The sequence below is a fragment of the Stenoxybacter acetivorans DSM 19021 genome (assembly GCF_000745895.1).
Lineage (GTDB): Bacteria > Pseudomonadota > Gammaproteobacteria > Burkholderiales > Neisseriaceae > Stenoxybacter > Stenoxybacter acetivorans.
Map to the genome: position 1 here is coordinate 1 of NZ_JQKE01000110.1, position 4,596 is coordinate 4,596.

The 4,596-nt window shown below is 53.7% G+C and carries 2 protein-coding genes; both read left to right on the forward strand.

What is annotated here, in order from left to right; genetic code table 11:
- Positions 1-3,458: beta strand repeat-containing protein (locus Q384_RS10650; protein ID WP_037587968.1), on the forward strand; the 3,458-nt coding region annotated here is incomplete at its 5' end.
- A gap of 114 nt (positions 3,459-3,572) precedes the next feature.
- Positions 3,573-4,439 (forward strand): OmpA family protein, encoded by an 867-nt coding sequence (locus Q384_RS14170; protein ID WP_051940913.1) that lies wholly within the window; start codon positions 3,573-3,575, stop codon positions 4,437-4,439.
- Positions 4,440-4,596: the final 157 nt, after the last annotated feature.

Here is a 4,596-nt window from a genome sequence, read left to right on the forward strand (position 1 = left end):
AGTCCACCAACGACACCACGCCCACGATTAAAGGCACTTTGGACAAACAGCTGGAAGAAGGACACCGCCTGTTCTTGTACCGTGTTGAAAACGCAAGCAGCGCGAACCCGAGCTTAACCGACCCGACCACCTCGGCAGCCATTGCCGCCGGTGATTGCATTGGCGAAGTATTGGCGTTCACCCAAGACGCCGGCGGCAATTGGACCTGGAGTTACAACGACACCAACACCTTGGCGAACGGCAAAACCTACAGCTACTTCACCAAAATAGTTGATGATGCCGGCATATTCAGTGCGGCGAGCAAAGACAACACCGGCGGCCCCACCAACGGCTTTGACGTTGTTGTGGACACCACCCCGCCGGGCGCGCTGACCATCACCAAGGTAACCACCGACACATGGGTTGATTTTACCGATCCGAACGGCAAAGGCGATGTCGTGTCAAGTGCTGTGTCAAACATTGTGCCAAGCAGCGCCGCAGACATCGAAAACGCCGACCTCATCACCCGCGACAACCAAGTGGTGCTGGTAGGCACATCAGCGAGCAACCCCAACGGCTTTGTGGAAATCAGCTTTGACGGCGGCATCACTTGGACAAGCACCACCACCGACGCCTCAGGCAACTGGACATTTGCCGACCCGATGGCGCGCACCGGCAACATCAACGTTATGCTTCGTGCGATTGACACCGCACACAATGCCCAATACTACCAAGGCGCATTCGTTATTGACGTGGTTGCCCCCAACCGGATTACCGCCGCGCCGAAGCTGCCGAACGACACCAACAGCGGGCAGAACTCATCAGGACAAGTTGTCACCATGCCCAACGGCGGCAGCGATGGTGTTGTGAGCGGTAACAACCCGGCGAATCTCGTCCAAAACTTTGCAGTACCGGGCGGTGCCGAAGCGGGCGCATTAATTGCGATTGTTTCGGACGACAACAAAAACGGTATTTTTGATTACGGTTATGATCGGATATTGGGCAGCGGCATCGTGGGTTCGGTATCGAGCTTTGCGGTCACCCTGCCGGTATCACCGAGCGTTGCCTTGGGCGGGGACTTATTGCCGCGCGAAGTGAACTTGGGCTTTGTGCAGTTTGATGCGGCGGGCAATATTTCGCGCATCAGCCCCACCACCCAAGTGCAAACGGTTACCAACGATGTTTACACCATTGTTTACCGCGGCACAGCAGGTCTGCCCAACCCCAACCCTTATGCTCCTGTGCCGGCAGCTATGGCAACCTACACCGCAAACACCAGCCCTGATAACCGAGTATTGTCGGGTGCGGCATTGACCTTAAACAACAACGGTGAATATCAAATCTATGCCGACGGTAAAACCCTCACCACCGTTGCATACAACAACAGCATTTCGGGGACAACAGCCATCAATGCCGGCGGCGCGGTTACCGTGTTTGCGGACACTGTCCGCAGCGGCAGCCCTGTATTATGGTATTCCACCGGCAGTGCCAATAACGCTGCCGCCACCCAAACCGGCACAGCCGGCACCAGCAATGCCAATCTGGTTGCCTGGGACCGTTACGGCGACGGTTATATTGATTTACTCACCGGCAACAACTGGAACGGACAAAACATCCGTTATATGAGCAACGATGCCACCACACCGATTGCCGCCGCGGCTGTAACCGCCAATATCTACAGCAGTATTGTCAATATGCAGGGGAGTGTGAACATCGGTACACAAATTTCGGTGGTGGATTTAAACAAAGACGGCTTTGTCGATGTGGCATTCTCCGGCAGCAACAGCGCTGCCGGCAGCGGCAATAACTTGCAAGGAGATTATTATTCCGCGCTGAACAGTGCTGCCGGTGGTTTAACCTTTAAGCAAACCATTGCCAACGCGCTGGTAAAAAGCAACGCCAATAACCACAACACCATGACCGACACCAGCATGACCTGGGCGGACTTCAACAACGATGGTTATGTGGATTTGTGGCTGCCTGCCAATGCCGGGTATAACGGCTCTAGTACCGCTAACCAAGCGGCATACAACAGCCGGCTTTACCTGAGCGACGGCGCCGGCAGCGGCACGCTGTCCAATACGCCGATTCAGATGAGCGACAGCAACAACGCCGAGCATTCGGTTGCCATTGACTTTGACGGTGACGGCTATATGGATGTGGTTGAATTCTCCACTTGGGGCGGTGATAACGGCAATAACAAAGGGGTAACCTTATTCCGCAACAAAGGTGACGGTAAATCCTTCGACATCATTGACTTGGATGTATCCACCAGTTCCGGTGCAAATAACATCGGCTCTTACGGCGGCACCATGCGCGCCTTGGACTACAACTGGGATGGTGCCTTGGATATTATGATCCGTAAAAACGGCAACAGCTGGTTCTACTACCAAAACAACAACATCGCCCGCGACGGCACCCATTTACACCTGAAGATTGTCGATCAAGACGGCATCAACATCTATATGGGCAACATCGTGGAACTGTTTGACGCTTCCGGCAAACGTGTGTCCAGCCAAGTGCTTAACCCGCAAGACGGCATGATTAACAGCACCACCGGCATTGTTGATTTTTACGGATTGAAGCCAAACAGCGAATACACCGCAAAAATGACTTACAACAACGGCGGCTCCGCAGCAACCGCGGAATGGAGCATACAAACCGGCGACAACACCAGTATGGAACACACCCCGTCGTTTGTGCTGAGCACCGGCAGCAACGGTACAGGCAACTTCGGCGGCACCGGCTACAACGACACCTTCTATGCTGCCGGCGGCACCGCCGTCTATAACGGCGCGGGCGGCTGGGAAAACGACCCGGCAAACGGCAAAGTGTGGAAAGCCGCGGGCGGCATGGACATTGTGGACTTCAGCACCGCCACCGGCGGCGTAACCGTGGACTTAAACAATACCGGTTCGCAAAACACCGGCTTTAACACCGCCACCTTCATCAACATCGAAGGCATACGCGGCGGACACGGCAGCGACAACTTCACTGCCAAAGCCGGTGCCGACAACTGGTTTGAAGGCCGCGAAGGCAACGACACCTTTAACTTAATCAATGCGAAAACCGTGATTTTGGATTACAACAAAATCACCGCAGACGCAGACGGCGGCAACGGCAGCGACACCGTTATCGGCTTCGGCGGGCTGACAGCCGCCGGCGGTATGGGTTCAGGCTACGACTTGTCCACATTGGGTCAAGGCACTGCCGGCGTGCTTGACTTAACCGACCTGTTAAGCGACTACCAAGGCAACGCCACCGTGTATTGGGACGTTACCACCAGTAAATACATCTTGGATGTGGCATCGGTGAATGCGGGCTTAAACGATTACGTAACCACCAAGCAAGTGGGTGCGGACACCATCGTGCAAGTCGATGCCAACGGCACCGGACAATACACCGACTTGGTCACCTTAAAAGGGGTGAGCACCGATTTGGCAGACTTGATTGCCAACAACCAAATCTGGATTGCCTAAAGCCTGTTCAGGCAGCCTGAGTTTTGATACAGGCTGCCTGAAAGCAAAACAGCATTAAAAACAAAAGAAAATTATTTTTAAATAAACAGCAATTAACAGCAAGGATAAGACCCCATGAAAATCAACACACTTGCCGCCGCCTGTTGCTTGGCTTACTTATTCAGCGGCTCGGCGTATGCCGTTGATTACCGCGTACAAACCACCGAAAGCCGCAACATCAGCCAAAGTGAATTGAGCCGCATCAGCAACACCTACCAAAATTTTAAAGCAGGCAGCAGCGTCAACGCGTTTGTAACCATCAGCGACTTTAACAGCAGCACCGCTCCCAAAACCCTGCAAGCGAACTGGTATCATTGCGGCCAGCTGATTTATCAGCAAAGCAAACCGCTGGACACCATCAGCAGCCACTTCAAACGCGGACTGCATCATGCCTGGTTTTGGATTAACAGCACCGAGCAAATAGCCGGCAGCGGCAGAGTGGATATTTTTGCCGACAACCAACCCATCGGCAGCGCCAACTACCAAGTAAATGATAAAAACGGCAGAACCGTTTCCTGCCAAGGACAAACCTCGCCCGCCGCCATCACCGTTCCCGCCGCCTTTGTGTTGTCGGGCGACGCCTTATTCCATTTCAACGGCAGCGGCCGCCATGAAATGTATGACGACGGCGCACAGCAAATCCGCACCATCACCCGTCAAATCGCCACCCAATACCCCGGCAATCATCTTCGCCGCATTACCGTAACCGGCTATACCGACTATTTGGGCAACGACAGCTACAACCAAGCCTTATCCGAACGCCGTGCCGAGACCGTGAAACAAATCATGGCAGAAAACGGCATACCCGCCTATTTAATCAACACCGCAGGCGGCGGTGAAAGCAAACCCGTTAAACAATGTTCCGCCGCCTTGCCGCGTCCGGAATTGAAAGAATGCTTAGCCCCGAACCGGCGCGTGGAAATCACCGCCGAAACGGAATAAAATGTTGAAACAAAATAAAATAAAGACAGCAAAGATTGTTTAACAACCGAAACAAAACCTCAAAAGGGAGATGTGCATCATGAAAGCGAAAGCACACTTAGCCGCCGTACTGTTGGCAGCATTGCCGATGTGGGTTTATGCCGCAGACTACCGCGTG